A 20,152-nucleotide genomic window follows, 5' to 3' on the forward strand; every position below is an offset into this window, starting at 1 on the left:
GCGCGAGAGGCCGTATGCGACCGTTGCGGACGGCGTTGTTGTGGTAACCTCAAGTGTTCGCAATTCGCCGACCGAAGGAGAGAACCGTGGGCTTTGGGGGCATCAAGCTGGCCGATTACGCCGATCCGCGCGCCGTGTCGCGGGGCGTGGGCATTGCGGCCAGCGCGAAGTCCATCGCGGGACGCACGGTGCGCCGCGACGAGGACGTGACGGTGGTCTCCGCCCGGGTGGCTTCGGCATCGGGCATTGCCGACCACTTCGACGTCTCGGTGATGTTCGGCGACTACGAGTCGCGCATCGTCGACTACGAGTGCACCTGCCCTGCCATCGCCCGTTTCGACGGGCTGTGCAAGCACTGCGTTGCCCTGGTGACCGCCTATTTCGCCCAGCCGCGCTCGTTCGAGGAGACGGGCGCCGCGCGCTCGGCTGCTCCCGCGCCCCGTCGGACGAGCGAGGCTCTGGCCCACTGCCTAGCCAAGGGCCAAGGTGTCCCCGGCGGTACGGCAGCTGCGGGCGCGGGCGCCGTACCGCGGAACCTCGGGACGGCGCCCGGCTCCATCCATCTGGCCGCGCACCTTGCCTACGATGGGCGCTCGTGGTCGCTGCGGCTGGATGCGGAAGGGCCGCGGGGCTCCTATGTCGTGCGCGATCTGGAAGCGTTCGCCCATCGGGTGCAGCGCGGGGAGTTCTTCTCCTACGGCAAGAAGCTCGCCTTCTCCCATCGCTTGGAGTCGTTCGACGAGCCCTCTCAGGCGATCGTGCGCAAGCTGGCGGAGTTCTTTCCCGATGAGCGGTTGTTCGGCGGCTCCACCTTCCGTGCCGTGGGCGGAAAGCGCGAGGTGCGCCTGCGCGAGGCAGAGCTGGCCGACATGCTGGCGCAGATGGGGGAGGAAGCGTTTACCCTCGAGCGGCGGGAAGAGCGGGCCCGGGCGCAAGCGGGCGGGAGCGTGCCGTCTTCCGGTAGAGGGGCCGCGACCGTCCCCGAGCCCGCTCGGTGGCGCATCGGCGAGGAGGCCGTGTCGGCGCGGTTGGAGTTCAGCCCTGCCAACGGCGGTTACGACCTGCGTCTTTCCCCGAAGGCGCTCGTGGTGCGCGGCTTGGAGTCGGCCTTCGTGCTGGCTGACGGCGTGGCCGTGCGGATGCAGGGCCGCGATCGGGAGGCCTGGGGGTTTCTGCAGGAAGCGGGCCTGGCGGACGGGCAGACGGCCTTTGTGGCCGACGGCGATGCCGAGGCGTTCTGCCGTCGCGTCCTGCCCCTGGTGGAAGAGTCGATCGACGTGCGCCTGCCCGAGTCGTGGGAGGCCCTGCGGCCGGTGGTCGGCACGCTCGCCTTCTACTTCGACAAGACGGGGAAGAAGGAGGCGGCCCTTATCCGCCTGACGGTGAAGGCCTTCTATGGCGAGCGCGAGGTGGTGCTGGCCGGGCCGGCCGATGGGGCCGATGAGCCCGAGTTGCGCCCCGCCTCTCAGCAGGCCTTCCGCGACCAGGCACTGGAGGACGCGGGCATCATGCTGGCCGCCCAGTTCTTCGATGGGTCCATGACGCTGCCCCTGCGCCAGACCGAGTTGGCCGGCGAGCTGCTCTACGGCGGCCTCGCCCAGTTCCGCGCCGCGGGGGAGGTGTTCACCACGCCGGCCTTCGATCGGCTGGTGATGGAGAGGCCGCCGCGCGTGCAGATCGGCTTGTCGCTGGCTGCGAACCTCATCCAGATGGACGTGCGCGAGAGCGATCTTTCCCGCGACGAGCTGACGGCCATGCTGGGCTCCTATCGGCGGCGCAAGCGCTTCCACCGCCTGAGCGACGGGCGCATCGCGGCCCTGGGGGCGGGGGATGTGGCGCATTTGGCCGCCATGGTGCGCGATTTGGGCGTATCGGTGGACGACCTGCTGGCCGATGGGGCCGAAGTACCCACTTACCAGGCCTTTTACCTTGATCGGGAATACGGCGACGCCGTGCGCGACCGCTCCTTCGAGGACTATCTGCGCCGTTTGGACGAACCGCCCGAGCCCGCGGACGTGCCCCGAGGGCTTGCCGTCGCCCTGCGGCCCTACCAGGAGGAGGGCTTTCGCTGGCTCGCTCGGGCCGCCGGGCTGGGCTTCGGGGGGATTCTGGCCGATGAGATGGGCCTGGGCAAGACGATCCAGATGATCTCCCTGGTGGCGAGCTTGCGGGAACGGGCGGTGCTGACCGGCCCGGTGCTCGTGGTGTGCCCCGCCTCGGTGGTGTTCAACTGGATCGACGAGTTCGAGCGCTTCGCCCCAGCGGTGCCCGTGGCGCCGCTGGAGGGAACGCGCCTCCAGCGGGAAGCGCTGGTGGCCCGGGCCCAGGCCGACGCAGGGGAGGGGCGCGTGCTCGGTGGGAGCGGGGGCGGCCCGACAGTTATCGTGGCCTCCTACGACCGCGTGCGCATCGACGGCCCCTTCCTCGCCCGAGCGCTGTGGGGCATGGTCGTGCTCGACGAGGCCCAGTACATCAAGAACCATGCCACCAAGACCACGCGCGCCGTGAAGCGCCTGCAAGCGCCGCTGCGCTTCGCCCTCACCGGCACACCGGTGGAGAACCGCCTGTCCGAGCTGTGGAGTCTGTTCGACTTTCTCATGCCCGGGCTCTTGGGCAGCTACGAGCGGTTCCGCGAACGCTACGAACTGGGCATTCTCGGCGATGACGAGGAGGCGGCCGCCCGACTGCGGGCGGTGGTGGAGCCCTTCCTGCTGCGTCGCCTGAAGCGCGATGTGCTGGGCGACTTGCCCGAGAAGAACGAGAACGTGCGCTACGTGCCCCTGGGCCGCGAGCAGCGCCGCCTCTACGACGCGGCCGAGCAGAAGCTGCGGGAGGATTTGAATGCCCAGAAGCGGCAGAACTCCTCGCGGGCCAATCGCCGGGGCCAGGTGCGCGAGGCCGAGAAGAGCGCCGTGGAGGTGCTGGCCGAGATCACGCGCCTGCGGCAGATCGCGCTGGACCCGGCCCTCGTGTTCGACGACTACAAGGGCACAGCCGAGAAGCTGGGCGCCATTATGGGGCTGGTGGACGAAGCTGTCGAAGCGGGGCGCAAGGTGCTGGTGTTCTCGCAGTTCACCAGCTATCTGGAACGGCTGGCGGCTGCATGCGAGCAGCGCGGCACGGCCTTCTTCACCATAACGGGCGCGACGCCCAAGCGCGAGCGTGTGCGCTTGGTGAACCAGTTCAACGAGGACGACACGCCCGTGTTCCTCGTGTCTCTGAAGGCCGGCGGCACGGGTCTGAACCTCACCGGTGCCTCGGTGGTGGTGCACGCCGACCCGTGGTGGAACGCTGCGGCCACCGACCAGGCCACCGACCGCGCCCACCGCATCGGCCAGCGCCGCGACGTGGATGTGTACAAGGTGGTGGCGAAGGGCACCATCGAGGAGCGCATCGTGGCCTTGCAGAAGGCCAAGCGCGACCTGGCCGACGCGGTGGTGACCGCGACCGATTCCGGCACGCTCACCGGCCTGACGCGCGAGCGGTTGGCGGCATTGCTGGGCCTGGACGACTAGGGCCGTCATCGATGGGGCGCATCCTCGTCGATGACGGGATGCGCCCGGCCCTTTCGGCACCCGCTTTCTCGGGTTCTTCCCAAAAGAATCTTCCCAAAAGAAGCGGGCCACCCGAAGGCGGCCCGCACGGAGGAGGCGGTGACGCGATCGCGCTTACTTGCGGCGGTTGGCGGCGGCGCGTTCTTTGTCCTCCAGGCGCTCTTCGGCCACGTCGGTGGCCTTCTTGTCGTGCTTGGCGTTGGCGATGGCCAGCACGGCGCCCGACAGGGCGAACAGCGCGATGGCGTTGGGGATGACCATCAGCTGGTTGAACATGTCGGCCATCTCCCACACCAGGTCGTTGGACAGAAGCGAGCCCAGGAAGATGAACACGAGCGCGATCACGGTGAAGGGCAGCACGGCGCGCTTTCCGAAGAGCCACTCCACGTTCAGCTTCGCGAATAGGTTCCACGACAGGATGGTGGAGAAGGCGAAGAACAGAAGGCAGATGGCCACGAACCAGGCACCGACGTTCTCGCCGAGGAACTGGCCGAAGGCGAGCTGGGCGATGCTGGTCTTGGTGTAGGTCTCGGCGGTAAGGGTGGCGTAGTCGCCGGTGGCCAGGGCGCCGTCGCCCACGTACAGCACCGACAGCACCACGAGCGCGGTCATGGTCACCACGATGATGGTGTCGACGAACACGCCGATCATGGCCACCACACCCTGCTCGTGGGGGTTCTTCACCTCGGCCAGCGCATGGGCGTGCGGAGTGGAGCCCATGCCGGCCTCGTTGGAGAACAGGCCGCGCTTGGCGCCCTGGCTCAGGGCGGCGATGATGCCGAAGGTGGCACCGCCCACGCTGGCCTCGGGGTTGAAGGCGCACTCGAAGATGAGCGCGAAGGTGGCGGGGATGTTCGCCGCGTTCATGATAAGCACCACGAGCGAGCCTAAGATATAGAGCAGGGCCATGACGGGCACGATCTTCTCGGTGACCGCGGCCAGACGGGACACGCCGCCGATGAACACGATGCCTGCGAGGACAACCACGGCCAGGCCGATCACCCAGGTGGGGATGCCGAAGGCGTTGTTCATGGTCTCGGCGATGGAGTTGGACTGCACCATGCAGCCCATGAAGCCCAGGGCCAGGATGATGGCCACGGCGAAGAACCCGGCGAGGAACTTGCCCAGGCCGCCCTTGAAGGCCGTGGTGATGTAGTAGACCGGGCCGCCGTGCACGGTGCCGTCGGCATCGACCACACGGGTCTTTTGGGCCATGACGGCCTCGGCGTAGTTGGTGGCCATGCCCAGCAGCGCGATGATCCACATCCAGAAGATGGCGCCCGGGCCGCCCACGATGATGGCGCCGCACGCGCCCACGATGTTGCCGGTGCCCACCTGGGCCGCGATGGCCGTGGACAGGGCCTGGAACGACGTCATGGCGCCGCCCTGGTTGCCACCGCGCAGGCTGAAGTCGCCGAACACGCGGCGCCAGCCCTCGCCGAAGCAGCGGAACTGGATGCCGCGCGTTCGCACGGTGAACCACACGCCCATGCCCAAAAGCAGGATGATCAGGACGTAGTTCGATAGATAGTTGTTGATGGTGGTAACGATACCAAGCAGTGCCTCTTCCACGGCGTTCCCCTCTTCTCGCGAGAAAACTCGGGGGAACTTATGCGTGGCCGGCCGAAAAAGGTCGCGTCATCGCTCTGTCCGTTTGCCTGAGAGATTCGGCCTGCTCCGCTTCGCGAAGCTGCCCGCGCGGGCGGGGCCTTGCACCTTCGGCACTCACTTAAGAGTTCTCCAGAGTTTTCTCCGCCTCCGGTTTGCGGGGCCGCGTTCGTGCTGCGACATTGCGGCGGGGCCGCCCTGCCGTCAACGCGAGCGCCTTGCGCATCCCGAAGACATCACAGAAATATTGACGCAGGTCACTCTACACCCTGACGCGTTGTCGATCAACAACTATTTTGGTTAGCGTTCGTTTCGTTGCCGCATCGTCCGCGAAAGGCACCGGACGTGAAAGATTTCTGCGAAAGTCGAAAAAATGAGGCAAAATGTGACTTATGAGCGTCCGTGTTACGGAATTTGGTAATGGTGCTATGCGTTGGAAAACTGCGACCTGGGATTTCTTGAAATGTCGATGAAGCGGTTCATGCGAGATGGGCATCGAGACGCTCATAAGTCGCGTTTTCGATACAAAATCGCGCTGCTCGTCTAAAAAGAGAAGGGGCGGGAGAATGGGGGCGTTTTCGAGGATTTTGAAATGCGGAAAGGACGCGCCATGAGCAAGTACGACAAACTGTGGGACTGGGTAGCTGCCCAGCCTGGCGAGGAGCTGACCCTCACCTTCGACGAGGTGGGCGAGCACGCCGGTGTTCCCCTAGACCATTCGTTTCTGAATTATAAGAAGGAGCTCGTGTGCCGCGGCTGGGAGGTGGGGAAGATTTCGATGAAGCACAAGACGGTGCAGTTCTCGCGGGTGAGCGGCTAGCTGAGCGTTTGCATTGCGAGGGAGCGGCGCCATGGTGTCGGTCCCACGGTGCCATGGTGTCGGCGTCGGCGGTGCGGCCCCACGGTGCCACAGTGTCGGTACTGGCGCCGCGGTATCACGGTGTCGGCGCGGCGTCCGCAGCGTGGTCGACTTGCCGCGGCGGCCCCAAGAGAGCTCCCGCAGGCGCTACTCGCCCAAATCTTCTACAAAGCCCACGCGATAGTTCTTGAAGATGACCTCGCCCTCTTCCTGAGTGGCGTCCAGATCCACATCGGCCTCGATGCGGAAGTCGCCGGCGCCGTCCTCGTCGAGGAAGATCTGGCGCACGTGCCACAGGTGCGCGTCCTGCTCGGGAGCATCGTCGATGACCAGGTAGGCCGCACTGCGCGCGTCGCCGTCGATGCGAATCTCGCTGTGCTCGGCGAAGTAGTCGTCCAGGGCCGCATCCCAGGCGCGCTCGGTAAAGCCCCAGTTCTCGTCAAGGTTTCCCAGCTCGCGGGTGCGGTCCAGGGATGCCAGGCGCACCCGGGCGAACAGGGCGTTGCGCACCATCACCTCCATGCCGTGGCGGTCGGCCACCACGGCATCGGCGGCCGCAGGCGGCGCGCCGACCTCGGGCAGCGCGCCGGCGCTCTCCCAGGCGTCCACAAGCGACGAGTCGGTGGTGCGCACCATGAAGCCGAGCCACGCGATGATGTCGCGCAGCCTATCGTCCAGCGCATCGGGCGGCAGGGTGCGCACGAGCACGCGGAAGGCGTCGGACAGGTAGCGCAGCAGCGTCCCCTCCGACTTCGCGATGCCGTAGCGGCCGATGTAGGTCTTGAAGTCGCTCGCCGTCTCCACCATGTCGCGCAGCACGCTCTTCGGCAAGAGTTCGTAGTCGCGGGCCCAGGGCACGGACTGGCAGTACAGATCGAAGGCGTGGTCGAGCAGCTCTTCCAGGGGCTTCGGGTAGGTGATCTCGGCGAGCCGTTCCAGGCGTTCCTCGTATTCCACGCCGTCGGCCTTCATGGCGGCCATGGCGGCGTCCCGCGCCTTGCGCTCCTGGGCCCGCAGCACCTTGGCGGGGTTCTCCAGCGTGGCCTCCACAAGCGAGATCACGTCCAGGGCGTAGTCGGGGCTCTCCGGATCCAGCAGGTCCAGCGCCGCCAGCAGGAAGGGGGACAGGGGCTGGTCCAGGGCGAAATCCTCGGGCAGCTCCACCGTGAGCTCGTAGGCGGGGCTGCCGTCCTCAGCGGTGCCGCGCACCACCACGCCCGCCTCCAGCAGCGTGTGGAAGATCTCGTCGGCCCGCGCGTTCAGCTTGATCTTCTCCTCGGGGGATTGGGCTGAGTCGGCGATGAGCTGATGCACGTTGGCCCAGGCGTCGCCCCCGCGGCTCACCACCGACAGCACCATGGAATGGGTGATGCGCATGCGGGGCGTGAGCTTCTCGGGCGGCTTCTCGATGAGGTGCTCGAAGGTCTGCTTGTTCCAGCTGACGAAGCCCTCGGGCGGCTGCTTCTTCTTCACCCGGCGCTGCTTCTTCGGATCGTCGCCGGCCTTCAGCATGGCCTTGTGGTTCTCGATCTCGTGCTCGGGGGCGAGCGCCGCCACCATGCCCTCGGTGTCGAATCCGGCCCGCCCCGCGCGGCCCACGATCTGGTGGAACTCGCGGCTGCGCAGCCGGCGCATCTTCTGCCCGTCGAACTTCGTGAGCTGGGTGAGCACCACGGTGTGAATGGGCACGTTGATGCCCACGCCCAAGGTGTCGGTGCCGCAGATGACCGGCAGCAGCCCCTGCTGGGCCAACCGTTCCACGAGCAGGCGGTAGCGCGGCAGCATGCCCGCGTGGTGCACGCCCACACCGGCGGCCAGCAGGCGCTGCAATATCTTGCCGAAGGGGGTGGTGAACTTCGTGCCCTTCATGGCTCGCTTGATCTCCTCGCGCTGGGCCTTGTCCGACACGCCGTAGCTGGCGAGCGACCGGGCGTTCTTCAACGCCTCGTCCTGGGAGAAGTGCACGATGTACATCGGCGCCTCGCCGGCCCGCAGGCCCAGCTCCACGGTGGCCTCCAGGGTCTCCAAGGTGTAGTCGTAGGACAAGGGCACCGGGCGCGGCGCGTCCGTGACGAGGTCCACGGGCCGTCCCGTGCGCTCTTCCAGCAGGGCGGCGATGTCGGTCACATCGCCCAGGGTGGCGCTCATGAGCAGGAACTGGGCGTTCGTCAACGTGAGCAGGGGCACCTGCCAGGCCCAGCCGCGGTCGGGGTCGGCGTAGAAGTGGAACTCGTCCATCACCACGCAGGCCACCTTCGACGCGGCGCCCTCGCGCAGGGCCTGGTTCGCGAGGATCTCCGCCGTGCAGCAGATGACCGGCGCCTCGGTATTGATGGTGCTGTCGCCGGTGATCATGCCCACGTTGTCGCGGCCGAGCACATCTACCATGTCGAAGAACTTCTCGGACACGAGTGCCTTGATGGGGGCCGTGTAGTAGGCGGTGCGCCCCGTGGCGATGGCCATGAAGCACAGCCCCAGGGCCACCATGGACTTGCCCGAGCCGGTGGGCGTGCCCAGGATGACCGAATCGCCCACGGCCAGGTCCATGAGCGCGTCTTCCTGGTGGGGCCACAGCTCCATGCCCCGGGCCTCCACCCATTCCAGGAACACCTCCAGGGCCTCGTCGGGGGAAAGCACGTCGCCCTCGCCCGTTTCGGCCCAGGGCAGAAGCCAGCCGAGCGAGCCCGGCTCGAAGGGGTCGATGGGCGCGACGGGGTTGTCGGCGTCCGCGCCGGCGGCGCGCTCGGCAGTCTCGGCGGCGATGTCGTCGGGGGTCTCGTAGGTGGCGTCGGTGTCAGTCATAGGATTCCGTTCTGGCGCGGCGATGGTTTGCCATCTATTATAAGTAAGCGCCGCGCGTCGAAGATGACGCATCGGCAGCGAATTTTGGTGTAGTATATGCCCCTGCTATTTTTGGAACGAGAAAACGGAGTTCAACGTGAAAAAGGGAAATGTGGCGGCGCTGCTGCCGATCGGGGTGTTCCTCGTCCTGTACCTGGGTCTCGGCATTCTATTCGAGTACGGTATGGGCATCTCCATGGGCTTCTACAATATTCCCATCGTGGTGATCTTCCTTATCGCGCTTTTGGTGGCCTGCTTCCAGAATCGGAAGCTGCCCTTCGACGACAAGCTGGCCATCATGGGCCGCGGCATCGGTGACAAGACCATCGTCACCATGATCCTCATCTTCATGGCCGCCGGTGTGTTCGTGGGCACCGTGGGTCGCGACTCGGCCGAATCGGTGGCCTACCTCATGCTGTCGGTGATTCCGGCGGAGTTCTCCGTGGCCGTGCTGTTCGTGGTCAGCTGCTTTGTGTCCATCTCCATGGGCACCTCGGTGGGCACCATCACGCTGATCACCCCCATCGCTGTGGCCGTGTCGGCCGCCTCCGGCTTCAGCCTGCCCTTGTGCGTGGGTTCGGTTATGGGTGGCGCCATGTTCGGCGACAACCTGTCGTTCATCTCCGACACCACCATCGCCGCTTGCCAGGGTCAGGGCTGCAAGATGCAGGACAAGTTCCGCGAGAACTTCAAGATCGCCCTGCCCGCGGCCATCGTGACGCTGGTGCTCATTCTGGTGCTGTCTCTGGGCTCGGACATCTCGGGCACCGTGCAGAACGACTACAACCTGCTGGAGCTCATCCCATACCTGATCGTGCTTGTCGGCGGCATTCTGGGCATCAACGTGTTCGTCGTGCTGCTGCTGGGCATCCTGTCCGGCTCCATCATCGTGGTGGCCGAGGGCGCCGTGGCAGCCACCGACCTGCTGGGCAACATGGGTACCGGCGCCGCCGGCATGTTCGAGACCACCATGGTGGCCGTGTTGGTGAGCGCCATCTGCGCCCTCATTCGCGAGAACGGCGGCTTCGTGGCCCTGCTCAACGGTATCAAGCGCGTGTTCAAGGGTCGCAAGGGCGGCCAGCTGGGCATGGGCCTGCTGGTGGGTGCCATGGACATCGCCACGGCCAACAACACCGTGGCCATCGTGATGGCGAACCCCATCGCTCACGAGATGGCCGAGACCTACGACATCTCTCGGCGCAAGACGGCCTCGCTGCTGGACACTTTCTCCTGCGTGTTCCAGGGCGTGATTCCCTACGGCGCCCAGATGCTCGTGGCCATCTCCGCCTGCGCCGAGCTCGGGTTCTCGGTGACGGCGTTCCAGATCATGCCGTTTCTGTTCTACCCGTTCTTCCTGCTGTTGAGTTCGCTCGCGTTCATCTTCCTCGTGCCCGACAACCGCGGCTACGAGCCCGACCATGCGGCCTTCGAAGAAGAGGTCCTGGAAGTGGCCGAGGAGGCTTAGGGGTTCCAGGCACGCAAGGGCACGGACAACGATGCAAGGGGCGGTCGCAAGGCCGCTCCTTTTCTTGCGGTGCGCAGGGTTGACGGGGCCGTTAAGGTCGGCTGCCGGGCGTTGCCGTTGGGGGCGCCTGCTGGGAGGGCACCTGCCGGGGGGCTGCTGTGCGGGGCGCCTGCCGGGGCCGCTATCGGCCGGACATTTGGGCGGAGCGGCCGATTGTCGGGCGTCCGATTTCGCGCGGGGCTCGCTACCACTCTTCCAGTGGGTGGTAGTCGGTAAGAGCCACGGATTCGGGCGTGATGGCGAAGTCGGCCTGCCAGAGCTCCACGCCGGCGGCGCGCGCCTCGCCCACGCAAGCGAGCACCTCCTCGTAGGTGGTGCCGTGGTAGTAGCGGAAGCCGTCGTTGGCGTAGTAGAGACAGTACAGGATGACGGCCCGCTCGTTGTGCTGGAGGGACGCGGCCAGCTCGCGCAGATGGCGCTGGACGCGCTCGGTGGAGTTGAAGGGGGCCGGAGGCACCGTGGGCACCCAAGGCGGAATGGCGGTCTGGATTTGCACGAGGGGCGTCTTCACTTCCAGGTATTGGTTCTCGTTCACGAGGAAGTCGAGGCGCGAGGAGCCCAAGGGCACTTCGCGGCGCAGGTGGCGCACGGGTCCGGTGATGGCCTTGAGGGCGTCCTCGCGCAGGAAGTGCTCCACATAGCGGTTCGAGGCATTCTGGTTGATGCCGATCCAGCGCTTATGGGGGTCGTCGGGTCGCTGCAGCGAGAAGGCCTCCACGGTGAGGGGCAGCTTGCGTCGGGGGTTGTGGGAGTCGGAGACCAGGCAGGGCCGTCCCGTCAGATCCAGGTCGCCGATGCGCGAGACGGCTGGGCAGTGGCAGCGCACGGGAACACCGTCGCCGAAGCCCACGTCCATGATGAAGCGGTTCGGCCGCGCGAGAATGGTCCCTTCCCGCAAGGGTTCGGGGAACAGCAGCGGGGCGGGGGCATCGTGAGGGGCGATCATGGGCATCCTTGCGAGCAGAAAGTAAAATTATGGACAAAAACGCGTCGAGTGAGCTCTTTAGGGTCCCATTATGGGCGCAGCGGGCCTCGTAGAGGGGTTTTCGATCCATTTTGATAGGGAGTTGTGACAAAAACAGGGCCCAACGTGGATCGTCGAGTTCACTCGACGCGTTTTTGTCCAATATTTTCCCGAGTGCTCAGGGGGGGTCGGCGATGGGCGGCTCGCGCGGGGGGGGGGTGGGGCTGTCGATCTGCCCCACGGCCGCGTGGGGCGCAGTGAGGCGGGCGAGGGCTTGGAAAGGGCCTCGGTGGGCCGAGCCATTCGGGTGTCCTGGCCATTGGTCAAAATCGCGCCCGGAGCTTTACTCCGTTCGGCGCTGACCGGCTGCTGAGGCTATGGTCTGGTCGGTGAGGTTGATGAGCTCCTGGCGCGAGTGGACACCGAGTTTCGCATATAAATGCTTGATGTGGGTCTTGACCGTTTGGTATGAGAGGACGTATTTCTCTGCGATGAATTTGCCGTCCCGTCCTCGGGCCAGCAGGATGAGGATCTCCGTTTCGCGCGGGGTGAGCCCGTGCTGCTTGCCGAGGAGGCGGCAGGCGCCGTCGATGTGGCTGCCGATCTGCTCGATCTCCGGGGGAGTGACGAGCCTGACCTCGCTCACCGCCTCCGTGAAGCTGAAGTGGCGGAACCCGAGCCAGAGAAAGGCCACGAAGCAAAAGACCATGATGCTGGCAAACACGGCCGCCATCTGCGGGTTGCTGGCCGTGAGTTGGTTCGTCGCATGGCCGACCATGGCGCCGGCATCGGTGCCGAGGCTGCTCGCGGCCCGCACAAAGCCCACCATGGGAAGCAGCATGAACAGGTTGCGCCGCCCGGTGAAGGCGAGCAGGATCCAGAGCAGCAGGTAGAAGCAGTCGCGCCCGGCCCCCAGAAGGGAGTTCGTCGTCCCCTCGGCGGAGGCGATCTCGTAGGGCGCCACCAGGTATCCGGCCACCACAAGGAGAACGGAGAGGGAGAAAAGCCGGTCCTCGCTCTTCTGGGACTTGTCGATCACGACCATGGCGAAGGCGACCGCCACGATAACGTCGCTGGCGAGAGTGACCAAGGGGGCGTTGTTCTGCTGGTTGAAGGCGATGGCGTAGCCGGAGGCCGTGGCGATGAGAAACACGCACAGCAGGAGCGGCGCAAAGGGGGCGAAGCCCTTGAGATCCTGCAGGGCCGATGCCCCGCTTTGCCGGATGCTTGCAAGGGATGGCTCCGCGAGTCTCCAGACGAGGGCGAGGGAGGCGAGTATGCACAGCGCCAGAATCGCGCAGGCGGCTTCTGTGGGCCAGCCGATGGGGATGAGAGCGCAGCCGGCGCTCGAGAGGATGGCGCCTCCGCCGGCGACCAGCAGGACGCTGCGGCTCGTCGGGAGCGTGCTGAGGGCGATGGTGAACATGCCTGTGAGCCATGTCGAGGCCGCCGCCCGGCACAAAAGGCCTGCGAGGGTGAGCAGGCTGTTGTTTGCGACGATGCCGACTCCCAGGCAAATGACGCCTGCGGTGATGGCGATAGAGGCGCCTGCGGTGAGCATTCGGGCGTTGAGGAGGGCGGGGCGCCGCAGGGCGACGACGGCCAAAAGGACGAAAGCGCCGGCGTTGGCGAGGGTGGCGATCTCGCGGCCGATGGCGAAGAAGTCGGCCATGCTCGCGTAAATGGTCGCATTGATGATGGCCCCCGACGCCTCGAGCAGGATAAGGGCGCCCAGGCAGCGCAGGGCCGCCAGGCGCGAGGGCGCGCTGGAGCGGGGCGCCGCGGGGGTGGGTGCAGCGGGGTGAGCCATGGGATGTCCTCTCTTTCGATGAGCTACTCTATCGTCCCTCGCGGCGAGAGGGGCCCGAGAAAGCCCAGAATGCCCCACGGTGGGGTAGGGCTTTTCCGGTCAGAATGCCCCATGGAGGGGGGCGACGGTGGGGGCGGAACGCTGGCAGACTGGCCATCGCTAGCCGGGCCGAGGGCATCGCGGACCGGGGCGACCGACAAGACGGTCGCAGGCATTCTGAAAGATGCTAGGGAAGTGGGCGCCCAGGGCGCCGCAGGTTGCAAGGAGGGCAACTATGACGAACAACACATCGGGTATCTCGCGCCGCGGATTTTTGACCGGGGCCACCGCCGCGGGAGCCTTCGCCGCGTTGGGTCTGGCCGGCTGCGCCCCTAAGGCGCAGGGCGATGCCATGGCCGAGACCAAGGGGTCGGGCGGCGCCTCTGAGGGCGCCTCTGCCAACGACTGGCTGGGGTCCGCTCCCGAGATTTCCGACGACCAGATTACCGCCACGCGCGACTGCGAGGTGCTTATCGTGGGCGCGGGCATGTCCGGCATCATGGCGGCGGCCACGGCAGCCGATTTGGGCGTCGACTTCATCGTGGCCGAGAAGGGCAGCGAGCCGGCGGCCTCCCACTTCGACGTGGGCGCGGTGAATTCCCGCTTCACCTCCGAGCTCACGGGGCAGACCATCGACAAGGGCCGCATCCTGAACGAGCTCAACCGCTACGCCTCCTTCAAGAACGACGCCTCCGTGGCCAGAACCTGGATTGAGGAGAGCGGCCCTACGGTGGAGTGGCTCCAGGCGTTTTACGAGGACAAGCTCGGCGCCTGCCAGGTGACCGTCGATGTGGAGAACGGCGGCGAGGGCGATGCGGGCGGCACCATCTACTACATTCCCCCGGAGTGCCACGCCTTCCTCGACGGCGAGGGCGAGCGCATTGTTCATGTGGAGGCCATGACCGAGATTCTCAGCGGCATGGGCCACGAGGTGAGCTACAGCTACGATCTCGCCAAACTGATCCGCCAGGACGGGGGCCGCGTGGAGGGCGCCGTCTTCAACACCCCCGACGGCTTCGTACGTGTGAACGCGAGCAAGGGCGTGGTGCTCGCCACGGGCGGCTATCCGGCCAATGCCGACATGGTGCGGGCTCGCAACCCCATTGTTCCCGCCTGCGTGACGAGCACGAATTACAACCAGAACAACACCGGCATGGGCATCAAGGCCGCGCTGTGGGTCGGAGCCGATATGGACAAGACCCCGGCGGCCATGATCTTCGATCGCGGTATCGTGGAGCCGGGGGTGGACGCCGGGTACACGAGCGACGATTCCGAGGCGGTGTTTGCCACCGGCGGCCAGTTCAACTTGGGCAGCCAGCCGTTTTTGAAGGTGAGCCGCAACGGCGTCCGCATCGCCAATGAGAGCTGCAACTACGACGCTATCTGCCATGCGGCCAGCAACCATCCCGGCGGTGTATGGGCGCTCATCATGGACGCGAACGCTCCCGAGGACGTGCAGCGCTTCAAGAGCCAGGGCTGCTCGGCCGGTACGTGGAAGCGCACGCTGAAGGGCAAGACCGTTGACGAGGCCTACAGCGAGAAGTACATCGACACGGGTCTTATGATGAAGGCCGACACCCTTGATGAGCTCGCCGACAAGCTGGGCTTTACGGGCGACGCAAAGGAGCAGTTCCTCGCCACGGTGGAGCGTTACAACGAGCTCTACGATGCCGGCGAGGATGTGGATATGGGCAAGGAGACCTATCGCCTGTCCGCCATTCGCACCGCTCCCTTCTACGGCGCATGGTTCGGCGGCGCCCTGCTGACGACTCTGGACGGTCTGCGCATCAACAAGGACACCCAGGTGCTGGATGCCGACGCCAACCCCATCGAGGGCCTGTGCGCCGTGGGCACCTGCTCGGGCAGCTACTACTCGGGCAACTACCCGGTGTATCTTGTGGGCAACTGCCTCGGTCGCCAGGTGACCTTCGGCCGTCACGCGGTGCGCTTCCTGACCGGCGACCTTCAGGCCTAGCGCCTCGGTCGTGGCGTCCTGTCTTTTTCCCTCCCTCGGAGAAGCCCGCCCCGTGCGGGCTTCTCCGCTATACGGCCGGGGCCCTGCCGGGCAGCGTCGGGGTCGCACGGGCCCTGATCGGGGCCAGTACCCCGGCTAGGGCTCCGGCCAGGACTCCGGCCAGGACTCCGGCCAGTACCCTGGCGAGCGCGGGGCTCTGCGCTTCGCGGGAAGGGGCAGCCTGCTCTCTAGGGCCGCGCGGGGCGGTCGGCGGCATCGGCGAGGGCCTGGAAGAGGCCGCGGTGGCGCTCGAGGTACTCGGGGTGCCACTGGACGCCGAGGTAGAAGCGGTGGGCGGGATCCTCCACCGCCTCGATGACGCGGTCGTCGCTGCGGGCCGCCACGAGCAGCCCCGGTGCCAGCCGGTCGATGGCCTGATGGTGCATGGAGTTCACCGACAGCAGGCCCGCGCGACCGAGGGCGCAGGCCAGAAGGCTGCCCTCGGCGACGGTGACGCTGCCGGTGGTGCGCTCGTAGGGCGGCTCCTGGCGGTGCCCCACGGCGGTGACGCCGCAGGCGTGCAGGTCGCGGTGCAGGGTGCCCCTCAGGGCCGCGTTCATGATCTGCATACCGCGGCAGATGCCCAGGGTGGGCAGGCCGCGCTCGCGGGCGCCGCGGGCCAAGGCCAGCTCGAAGGCATCGCGGTTCTCATCCACGCCCATCAGGTCATCGCCCGCATCGGCATCGGCGGCCTGATCATAGGCCCGGGGGTGGATGTCGCCGCCCCCGCTGATGATGAGACCGTCCACGGCCGTCAGGGCCTTTTCGGCCAAAGTCTCGTTTGCCGTGACGCCCCCGGCCACGGGCGACAGCAGCACGGGCAGCGCCCCGGTGGCCGCCACGCTCTCGATGTACTCCACGTTCACACGCTGGAAGCCGTCGGCTTCGTTCAGCGTGGTGGTGATGCCGATGATCACAGGTACTGCTCCCTCTATCTTCTACCTGGTCGGTAAAGGGCACGCGATGTCCGAATCCAGCGCCGCGATCGCGCCGCATCGTCTGGCAGGGGTGCTTTTCTCTCAAAAATACCACCACGAGCGCCTCATCGGCAACGATGTTCTTTGGCACGAACCTTGCTAGCAGGGGGCGAAGGGACGCCCCGCAGCCGTGGAAGGCAGAAAATGGGATCGAAAACGGGCCCCCGAGGAGGCCTTCGCCGCCTTCTTCGCCGCGCATACTGCCGAAGAGACCGAGGATATCCTTGCCGACGGCGGGGTGCCCTGCTCGCGGCTCATGGATTACAAGGCCGCCCGCAACCACCCGCACTACCAGGCGCGCGGCGTCATCGCCGAGTGGCCGGCCTGCGACGACGAGTCGGTGATCCCTGGTGTGAAGGTAGTGCCCGATCTGGCGAACCACCCCGGCCGGGTGTGGCGCGGCGCGCCGGCCACGGGCCAGGACAACGAGGACGTGCTCGGCGAGCTGGGCATCGATGGGGCCACCATCGCCACCATGTACGACAAGCAGCTCTTGGGGAAGCGCCCCTACTACCAGCACGGCGTGTAGGGGCAGATGCCATGCGGGGGCGGCTCGTAGGGCGGCCGCCAGGCCGCCCGCAAGCGCGTCGCAGTTGCGGGCGGGGTGAGCCCCGCCCCGATGGAGGATCGCGTGGGGGATGGGCGACGCGAGTGCCGCACCCCTCGTAGGAGGGTCTGAAATAGCCTCAAACAACGGGCGGTCACTTGTAAATGTGGCACGCATGTTGCTTGCAAAACTATCAGGGAATCTCGCTGCGCTATGCGGCGTGACTTGGGGGGCTCGCCTCGGCGGGCCCATGAGACAAGGAGGTAGCCTATGAAGTCTTCAGAGCGTCCTAAGTTCGGCAACTTGCAGAACCTGAAGGTTCTCAACGCCGGTGCTGTCATCGCGGCCCCGTTCGTGTGCGAGCTGTTCGCCGAGCAGGGAGCCGACGTTATCGAGCTGGAGAGCACCATGGCCCCCGACATGTACCGCATGTACGGCGATGCCTGGTCGGTGGACCGCCGCAACCAGCGCATGATGTCGCTGAACATTCCCTCGCCCGAGGGCAAGGAGATCCTGCTGCAGATGGTGAAGTGGGCCGACGTGCTGGTGGAGTCCTCCAAGGGCGGCACCTGGGCCAAGTGGGGCCTCACCGACGAGGTGCTGTGGGAGGCCAATCCGGCTCTCGTTATCCTGCATATCTCCGGCTTCGGCAACTGGGGCGATCCGAACTATGTGCGCAAGGCCTCGTTCGATCCCATCGGCCAGGCGTTCTCCGGCTATTCCAACCTGAACGGCTTCCCGGGCTGCCCGCCGAACGTGACCAAGCCCTTCACCGGCGACTTCGCCACGGCGCTCATGGGCGCTTGGGCCACGCTTGCCGCCGTTATCCGCGCCCGTGAGACCGGCGAGGGCGAGTCCATCGACTGCACCCAGTTCGAGTCCCTCGTGCGCATCCAGGGCGCCACGCTGTCCGACGGTATCAACCACGGCATCCAGCCCATGCGCATCGGCAACGAGGATCTAGTGGGCGCCTGCGCCGGCTCCCAGAAGTGCAAGGACGGCTACGTGCAGGTTGCCGTGGGCGGTGCCGGTCCGGTGCGCAAGCTCGTGGAGTTCCTCGGCTTCGCCGAGGACGAGGACTTCCAGCCGTTGGGGTCCTACGCCTCCATCACCCGCGCCCCGGGCTGCAAGAGCCTGGACGAGCCCCTGCCGCCCCGCGCCGCGAAGTTCCGCGCCGCGCTGGACGCCTGGTGCGAGGAGCGCACGGTGGAGGAAGTGAACCGCACCTTCTCCGAGATGGGCATTCCGGTGAGCCCGCACATGACCTACGCCATGATGCTGGAGGACCCGCACTACCAGGCCCGCGAGGTGTTCATCGACGTCTACGATGAGATCACCGGCAAGGATGTGAAGCAGGTCAACATGATGCCCAAGTTCTCGAAGCACCCGGGCCAGGTGATCCGCGGCGGCGCCAAGTATGGTGCCGACACCGAGGACATCATGGAGGAGTTCGGCTATTCCCCCGAGGAAATCGAGGCCTTCTACGAGAAGGGCGTGCTCAAGAAGGGCGAGTAAGCGTTTTGCCGGAAGGGGCGCGGGGCGCGCTCGTGTGTGGCCCGCCTCCTTTCCACGGTATAGGGGTAATTAGCAAAAACGGTAGCCGGGCTTCGTTGCAGAGGAGTTTGCGGCACGGTTTTTGCTAGTGATACGACGGCTGGATTGCAGTCCAGCCGTTCAGAGATAAGGAGAAAGAATGGGAACTTCACAAGTTAAAGGTAGCAATTACGCCTGGGCAGTGGCCATTGCCTGTGTGGCCTTCTACGCTGTCCCGCTCGGCTTCGCGGCAAATCACGCGGGCCTGTTCATCACCCCGGTCATGGATCAGTTCGGCTGGTCGCGCACTGACGCCACGCTGTTCATGTCCATTCAGCCCTGGGTGGCTGCCATCTGCACCCCCTTTGCTGGCAAGCTCATTTCCAAGTACAATCCCCGTTGGGTGCTCGGCACCGCTGTGCTCGTGTTCGCTCTGGCGAACCTGGCCTGCGCCTGGTTCACCGAGCCCTGGCAGTGGAACGTCTACGGCGTGCTCTACGGCGCTTCCGCCGCATTCTGGATGTACATCGCCACGCCGACCATGGTGAACCGCTGGTTCTCCAAGAGCAACGGCACCGTCATCGGCGCCATTGGCGTGTTCGTGTCGCTGTTCGGCGCCATCATGAGCCCCATCATCAACGGCTGGATCGCCTCCATGGGCTGGCAGACTGCCCGTATCATCTGCTCCGTCATCGTGATCATCGCCGGTGCCGGCGTCACTTACGCGCTTCTGCGTGAGAGCCCGGAGAAGATGGGCGTGAAGCCCTGGGGCTACGATGCCGCTCAGGCCGATCGCGCCAAGAGCGCCGAGGCCAACGTGACCGAGGTGAAGGAAACCGCTGGTCTCACCCGCAACCAGGCCATGAAGAACCCGGCCTTGTGGCTGCTCATCCTGATGGCCGGCATGTTCGTTATCTCCGCTTCCTTCGTGCAGCAGCTGGCCTCCTACGCTTCCGTGACCGATGGTCTCGGTGCTGCCGTCGGCGCCATGGCCGTGTCTGTGGCCATGGTGACCTCCATGATCGGCAAGTTCGGCCTCGGCTGGATTTCCGACCACTTCGGCGCCGTTGCCTCCGGTATCGTGGCTGGCGTGCTGGGTGCCGGTGGCGCTCTGGTGTGTCTCCTCGTTGGTCCGAACCCCACGCTGTTCTATGTGGGCGTCGGTATGTTCGGCATCGGCTACTCGGCCCTGAACGTGGTGCCCCCGCTGACCTGCCAGCAGGCCTTCGGCGACAAGGACTACGCGAACATCTTCTCTATCGTTGCTACCGGTCTGAATGTGTTCTCCGGCTTCGCCGCCCTCATCTACGCTCAGATCTTCGACATCACCGGGTCCTTCGCTGGCGCGTTCTGGATGAACATCATCTTCTACGTGGTCATCTGCGTGCTGGCTCTCGTCATCGTGCCCATGGGCCGTCGCGCCTGGGCCAACAAGTAGACAAGGTCTTACTTCACCAAGCGGGCTGAGGCTGCAAACTCCGCCCGAACGAAAGGCGCCCTCCTTTGAACTGCCTCCCATTTCTTGGACACGAGAAATGGGAGGCTTTCTTTATGACAGGAAGACCACTTTGCGATGCGGAGCTGCGGCGGCGCGCCGTCAGGCTCTACGAGGAGGGACACGGACGCGACGTGATCGCGCGTCTGGTCGGCGCCCCCGAGGGAACTGTGAGAGAATGGCTGGACACCTACAGGTCCGTCGGCATAGGAGCCCTGTCCGCCATGGGAGCAAAGAAGAAGACCTACTCGTTCGATACCAAGGTGGCCGCCGCGAGGGCGGTCGCGGACGATGGCCTGACCGTGCCAGAGGCCATGGCCCGGTTCGGAATTGCCTCCTCCAGCCCCCTGCGGAAGTGGCTGAGAGCCTACCGGGAGGGCGGACCG

13 protein-coding genes and 1 riboswitch are annotated in these 20,152 nt (G+C 66.0%); of the genes, 8 read left to right on the forward strand and 5 right to left on the reverse strand.

The features are described 5' to 3' along the window. The first annotated feature begins 86 nt into the window (after positions 1–86). Positions 87–3,515: an SNF2-related protein gene (locus tag G503_RS0105645; RefSeq protein WP_051190968.1), complete on the forward strand. Its 3,429-nt coding sequence runs from the start codon at positions 87–89 to the stop codon at positions 3,513–3,515. A gap of 153 nt (positions 3,516–3,668) precedes the next feature. Here G503_RS0105645 and G503_RS0105650 read toward each other — a convergent pair whose 3' ends face one another. Continuing rightward, entirely contained in the window at positions 3,669–5,126 is a 1,458-nt protein-coding gene (locus tag G503_RS0105650) for an alanine/glycine:cation symporter family protein (RefSeq protein WP_035021917.1), read from the reverse strand. A gap of 64 nt (positions 5,127–5,190) precedes the next feature. Next, positions 5,191–5,308, reverse strand: a riboswitch (glycine riboswitch). Positions 5,309–5,772: 464 nt separating this feature from the next. Between G503_RS0105650 and G503_RS0105655 the strand changes: the two genes are divergently transcribed. Then, entirely contained in the window at positions 5,773–5,982 is a 210-nt protein-coding gene (locus G503_RS0105655; RefSeq protein ID WP_028026810.1) for a hypothetical protein, read from the forward strand. Positions 5,983–6,168: 186 nt separating this feature from the next. On the opposite strand, the gene G503_RS0105660 is transcribed toward G503_RS0105655, so the two are convergent. After that, positions 6,169–8,823 carry a DEAD/DEAH box helicase gene (locus G503_RS0105660; RefSeq protein WP_051190969.1) on the reverse strand — a complete coding sequence of 885 codons (2,655 nt, stop codon included), beginning with the start codon at positions 8,821–8,823 and terminating at the stop codon, positions 6,169–6,171. 136 nt (positions 8,824–8,959) lie between these two features. On the opposite strand from G503_RS0105660, the gene G503_RS13965 reads away from it, so the two are divergent. After that, positions 8,960–10,327 (forward strand): Na+/H+ antiporter NhaC family protein, encoded by a 1,368-nt coding sequence (locus G503_RS13965; protein WP_156891943.1) that lies wholly within the window; start codon positions 8,960–8,962, stop codon positions 10,325–10,327. A gap of 244 nt (positions 10,328–10,571) precedes the next feature. On the opposite strand, the gene G503_RS0105670 is transcribed toward G503_RS13965, so the two are convergent. Next, positions 10,572–11,333 (reverse strand): DNA/RNA nuclease SfsA, encoded by a 762-nt coding sequence (locus tag G503_RS0105670; RefSeq protein WP_051190971.1) that lies wholly within the window; start codon positions 11,331–11,333, stop codon positions 10,572–10,574. Positions 11,334–11,694: 361 nt separating this feature from the next. Beyond that, positions 11,695–13,161, reverse strand: a complete 1,467-nt coding sequence (locus G503_RS0105675) for a helix-turn-helix transcriptional regulator (protein WP_028026813.1) — start codon at positions 13,159–13,161, stop codon at positions 11,695–11,697. 274 nt (positions 13,162–13,435) lie between these two features. Here G503_RS0105675 and G503_RS0105680 point away from each other — a divergent pair, with 274 nt between their 5' ends. Next, the gene (locus G503_RS0105680) at positions 13,436–15,175 is read left to right on the forward strand and encodes an FAD-dependent oxidoreductase (RefSeq protein ID WP_028026814.1); all 1,740 of its coding nucleotides are present in this window, start codon (positions 13,436–13,438) and stop codon (positions 15,173–15,175) included. A gap of 227 nt (positions 15,176–15,402) precedes the next feature. Here G503_RS0105680 and G503_RS0105685 read toward each other — a convergent pair whose 3' ends face one another. Further along, positions 15,403–16,131: a gamma-glutamyl-gamma-aminobutyrate hydrolase family protein gene (locus G503_RS0105685; RefSeq protein WP_028026815.1), complete on the reverse strand. Its 729-nt coding sequence runs from the start codon at positions 16,129–16,131 to the stop codon at positions 15,403–15,405. 190 nt (positions 16,132–16,321) lie between these two features. On the opposite strand from G503_RS0105685, the gene G503_RS0105690 reads away from it, so the two are divergent. From G503_RS0105690 to G503_RS0105705, 4 genes are all read left to right on the forward strand, one after another. Next, the gene (locus G503_RS0105690; RefSeq protein WP_028026816.1) at positions 16,322–16,720 is read left to right on the forward strand and encodes a CoA transferase; all 399 of its coding nucleotides are present in this window, start codon (positions 16,322–16,324) and stop codon (positions 16,718–16,720) included. A 288-nt stretch (positions 16,721–17,008) separates the two neighbouring features. Further along, positions 17,009–18,253 (forward strand): CoA transferase, encoded by a 1,245-nt coding sequence (locus G503_RS0105695; RefSeq protein WP_028026817.1) that lies wholly within the window; start codon positions 17,009–17,011, stop codon positions 18,251–18,253. Between the two features lie 178 nt (positions 18,254–18,431). After that, positions 18,432–19,709: an MFS transporter gene (locus tag G503_RS0105700; RefSeq protein ID WP_028026818.1), complete on the forward strand. Its 1,278-nt coding sequence runs from the start codon at positions 18,432–18,434 to the stop codon at positions 19,707–19,709. Positions 19,710–19,774: 65 nt separating this feature from the next. Next, the coding region (locus G503_RS0105705; protein ID WP_235715503.1) for a helix-turn-helix domain-containing protein at positions 19,775–20,152 on the forward strand (378 nt) is incomplete at its 3' end.

This window comes from Adlercreutzia mucosicola DSM 19490 (assembly GCF_000422625.1).
GTDB classification, from domain to species: domain Bacteria; phylum Actinomycetota; class Coriobacteriia; order Coriobacteriales; family Eggerthellaceae; genus Adlercreutzia; species Adlercreutzia mucosicola.